4 protein-coding genes and 1 pseudogene are annotated in these 4,514 nt (G+C 36.7%); 3 read left to right on the top strand and 2 right to left on the bottom strand.

Annotated features, from left to right (window positions below; genetic code table 11):
- Positions 1-123: 123 nt before the first annotated feature.
- From NRL14_RS20590 to NRL14_RS20580, 3 genes are all read left to right on the top strand, one after another.
- On the top strand, positions 124-1,410 hold the full coding sequence (locus NRL14_RS20590; protein WP_306725496.1) for a hypothetical protein: 1,287 nt from the start codon (positions 124-126) through the stop codon (positions 1,408-1,410).
- Positions 1,411-1,831: 421 nt separating this feature from the next.
- Positions 1,832-2,113, top strand: a complete 282-nt coding sequence (locus NRL14_RS20585; RefSeq protein WP_306725495.1) for a hypothetical protein — start codon at positions 1,832-1,834, stop codon at positions 2,111-2,113.
- 92 nt (positions 2,114-2,205) lie between these two features.
- Positions 2,206-2,637 carry a VOC family protein gene (locus NRL14_RS20580; RefSeq protein WP_306725497.1) on the top strand — a complete coding sequence of 144 codons (432 nt, stop codon included), beginning with the start codon at positions 2,206-2,208 and terminating at the stop codon, positions 2,635-2,637.
- Between the two features lie 22 nt (positions 2,638-2,659).
- On the opposite strand, the gene NRL14_RS20575 is transcribed toward NRL14_RS20580, so the two are convergent.
- Both NRL14_RS20575 and NRL14_RS20570 read right to left on the bottom strand, forming a co-directional pair.
- Positions 2,660-4,135 carry an NAD(P)H-hydrate dehydratase gene (locus NRL14_RS20575; RefSeq protein ID WP_306725494.1) on the bottom strand — a complete coding sequence of 492 codons (1,476 nt, stop codon included), beginning with the start codon at positions 4,133-4,135 and terminating at the stop codon, positions 2,660-2,662.
- Positions 4,136-4,443: 308 nt separating this feature from the next.
- A pseudogene (locus NRL14_RS20570) lies at positions 4,444-4,514 on the bottom strand (elongation factor Tu); the annotation flags it as partial.

Here is a 4,514-nt window from a genome sequence, read left to right as displayed (position 1 = left end):
GACATGGGGATGCTCCTTAAAAAAGGAGTATAAGATCATACTTTTAAGTCAAGGTAAAGTTCGTGATCTTGCCCTGTTAACCCTGAAAGTATTTTAGATCTTCAGCCTGTAGAGCAAATGCAGGTGTATTACAAACTCACTGATTTAAATATTAAATTTAAGGAGCTTGAGGAGTGTGCTGTTGATGGCAAATTATTCAGTCATATTTTTGAGCATTCCCTTTACGAAATTACTTCTGAAAATATATGTTTGCTACTGAGTAAATTAAATATACAACAAGATGAGATAGAAAAAAGTAATCTGAGCGTTATCTATAATAGCAACCTTGAAAATTTCATTGATTACATTGAAGGAAATATTGAAGTCTATATTTACAACGTGTTTTTAGCTCTGCCTGATAATATGGAGGAAAGTACAGAAACTATTATTAAATTACTTAATAATTCATCCGTAAGTAATGAAACCAAAGAAAAAATAATCCAGAAGCAAAACCATGTGTTTGAGTCACTATCAAATATACCAAGTGTTTTTTGGGAACTATTATTGGTTGAATCAAAATTAGAAGCAACTTGGGACAATTTAGCTGAATTTAATAATAAGTTTCCAGATGATAAAAGCCAATTATTTGAGGTGCTTAATCGAAAAGCTCAGTACCTCTCTACTTTAAAGATAAACAAAAATTTAAAGTTTAAAGAAAGTCTTGCTGAAATAACCCAAATAATATTAAGGGATGATTTAATAAATAACGCGGCTTTTGCATTGCTTATTAAAGCTCTACCTTACAAATATGAAACGTTAAATCGTTACGATATTCACAATGAAAAAATGAAAGCTTTACTAAAAGAAAACCTACTATCTTTATCTGAGGCTAACTATAGCAGCCTTACTGAGCACCACCCTGAATTAGTAGGCCTATTTATATTTAACAATCTTTCTGATTATTGGAATAAGTCCGATGAATATGAACTTTCACCTGATACATCATTATTTTTATTAGATGCAATTACTTCGTTGGCAGACCAAGTTGCCTTAGTAAAACTATTGAGTGAGGGTAATTTGGAAGATAATGATAACTTAGCCAATAATATTTTACATATATTGTCTAAAGTCACTGATCTAAAGCAATTTGAAGAAAGTTTGTTATATATTACAATTAAACATTCAACTGAAAAAAATCAAGCTATCACCCTATTCCTTAAACTTATTAATACTTTTAATAAAGAAGAGATAACAGATTTACTTGAATCAATGGGGAAACCATATTCTCAAATAGCTTCTTTTAAAAATAACCCTAACTTGGTAAATAATCGCCTTCATAAAGATTTAGCAATAGCATTAGAGGACTGTGAATATATCTCTAGTAAAAAAATCAAGGGCAATAAAATTGCAATATATACTAGACGATCTTAAATGAATGTTAAATTAGCTTTTCCAGTAAACATTATTAGAGGTATAGTAACCAAATGAGGGCTGTTTTCCTTTTGCTTCTAACCCGCAATAGGGGCGAAAGCGAGCTAGCCTTTATAACTGTAAGTAGAAATTACAAATTTACGCGCATAACCTAATATTTTGCTCATAGCTTATATATTTCTAACGTCAATAAAGCCAAGGGTATTAAAAAGGGTATTTCGAGATTTAAATTTAAAATATAAATCAATATCAATTACTTACAATCAGGTGGGCGGCATGATGTGATAAACATCACCGTTTAAGCACCTCGCTTATATAAAAAACCAGCTTCGGCTGGTTTTTTGCTTTTTAGTATAAAAACCATTGATATTGTTTAATTTATACCCATAACTTAATTATGTATAACTAAGATTTATATTAAATGGATTTATTAAGTAATAGCACAATATTCACCTTCTTTATTTTTGTTGCCCTTGTGGCTGGGTTATTATCATTCGTAGTTTGGGCTATGCTGAAAATGGTCACGTGGGGTAAAAGTATGTCTAAGGGGGCTTATTTATTTTTAGCATTTTTCCCGCTTATTTCTATTATTCCTATCCCACCGACTACATACGAAAATGTACAAAAAGCAAAACAAGAACAAAGAAAACGCAAAGAAGACTCAGGTGATCCACCCGATGATGAAGACGAACTCGCAAGTTAATTCACATTACATACTGCGGGCATATACGCTGCGAAGTCGCTAACTAATATGATAAAAAGCACATTTATTTAATAGTACGGAGTAAACCAAACATTACTAACGTTCAACAGCATATAAGCAGCATTGCATTAGTTGTTAAGGACTACGACGATGCCATTGAGTTTTATACTCAAAAGCTAAATTTTGAATTAGTCGAGGATACTAACTTAGGTGATGGTAAACGCTGGGTGTTAATTTCACCTCCAAATTCAAGCGGGGCGAATTCAAATACTGCCAGTTCTAAAGGAGCTAATTTACTGCTTGCTAAAGCCACAACACCCGAACAAATGATCGCTATTGGTAATCAAACGGGTGGTCGTGTGTTTTTATTTTTACATACCAATGACTTTTGGCGAGATTATAATTTAATGCTTTCTAAAGGCGTTACATTTAACGAAGAGCCTAGAGTAGAACCCTATGGCACCGTAGTAGTTTTTGAAGACTTATATGGTACAAAGTGGGATTTACTGCAGCTTAATAATTAGTTATGTAAAGTGACGCTTAAACTCACGTCACTTTATTAACTAACTCTCTTACAATTGGGAATAGATCACTGGGTAGCATGCCCCTTTGCCCATCTCGCTCACTTGCGATATCACCGGCTTTAGCATGCAGTGTTACACCATAGCGTGCTGCTTCATCAATAGTTAAACCTTGAGCAAGTAATGCCCCAATAATACCAGTAAGTACATCGCCACTGCCGCCAACGGCGAGTGCCGGACTGCCATCTTCACATACCCACGTTTGCTGAGCATTATCTATTAATGTTCCTGCGCCTTTTAATACACAAGTCGCGTTATAGCGCTTGGCGCAAAGGCGGGCATAATTAAAGCGGTCTGATTCGATTTCGCTGGTGCTAACACTTAGCAGTCGCGAAGCTTCGCCTGGGTGTGGCGTAAGTACGCATTGCTCTAACGTGTATGATGAAGCTTGCTTAGCCAGTAAATTAAGGGCATCTGCATCTATAACCAATGGCATTTTATTGTTTTGGCAATATTGCACTACTTCATCGAATGTTTGTTGTGCCCACTCGTCTTGCCCAAGCCCTGGGCCAATAACAACGCAGCTTGCCCACTCTAGCGCTTGATGTAAGTTATTACTGCTTACCATAAGTTCTGGTCTACCAATACTAATAGGCGTTATTGAGCTTTCGTGTGTATACACCCTTACCATGCCAGCACCCGTTCTAAGGGCTGCTTCACTACTTAACCTAATTGCACCTGCAGTACCTTGATTGCCACCAACACATAAAAGTTTACCGTGGCTTCCTTTGTGACTATTGATTGCCCGCGTGGCTATTCCTTTATAGCTATTGATATTAACAAGGGTTCCTGAAGATTGAGCGACACAAGTAAACGCATCGCCAATTGCTAAATCATCAAATACTAACTTACCGCTATATTGTTTACCTGCCGTCGTTGCGAGCCCTTGCTTTATACCTACAAAAGTAACGGTTGAAGTCGCTTGTACTGCGCACCCTAAAGGCTGTCCTGTATTTGCTTCAATGCCCGATGGAATATCAATGCTTATTACGGGCTTACCACTGTTATTTACAGCGTAAATTATATTCGCAAAATTATCGCGTACGGCGCTATTAAGCCCAGTACCAAGGAGCGCATCAATAACGATATCGCACTCATTAAGAGCATCTTTTGTAAAATGAGAAACCACCCCACCCGCTTCTATCCATAGCTGCTGCGCTTTTGCAGCATCACCGTTTAATGTCTTATCAGGTTCAGCAGCGCATACACTCACCTGTTTCCCTAATTGCTTTATAAGCCTTGCAGCAATATAACCATCTCCAGCATTGTTTCCATGCCCTACAAGCACCAAGGTATATTGGGCGTTAAATAACTGCCATTGATCCAATACAGCCTCTCCTGCGCGCTCCATGAGGGTAAATAAATCACAATGGCTATTTTTAGCTGCAAGCGCTTCGTTATCTCTCACCTGCTCTGCGCTAAATAGGGTTTGGTTAAGCATATATGCTCCTGTTAGCTGGCTTTGATTTTACTTTATCAAGACTCAAACCTATCGGCTAGATTAGTAATTAATTTTTATATGTGATGTATAACTGTTGGGAGGTAAATATTTAGGTGAAAAAGTTATTTAGGTATTAAAAGCCCGAGATTAAACTCAGTTCTTAATAATTAACTAGGTTAGTAATTACGCTACGATAGTTACTTTAGGTCAAAGGTAGGAACACCGCTTTTATATGACACTTTATTTTAGACATTAAAAAACCCGAGACTAAGCTCGGGTTTTTGGGTAAAAATTAGCTAGGCTAATTATTACGCTACGATAGTTGCTACAACACCAGCACCTACAGTACGGCCACCTTCACGGATAGCAAAACGAAGAC

The sequence above is a fragment of the Pseudoalteromonas sp. 20-92 genome (assembly GCF_030847595.1).
Lineage (GTDB): Bacteria > Pseudomonadota > Gammaproteobacteria > Enterobacterales > Alteromonadaceae > Pseudoalteromonas > Pseudoalteromonas fuliginea.
Note: the sequence above shows the minus strand (reverse complement) of the source record. Positions and strands in the feature narration are given on the sequence as shown.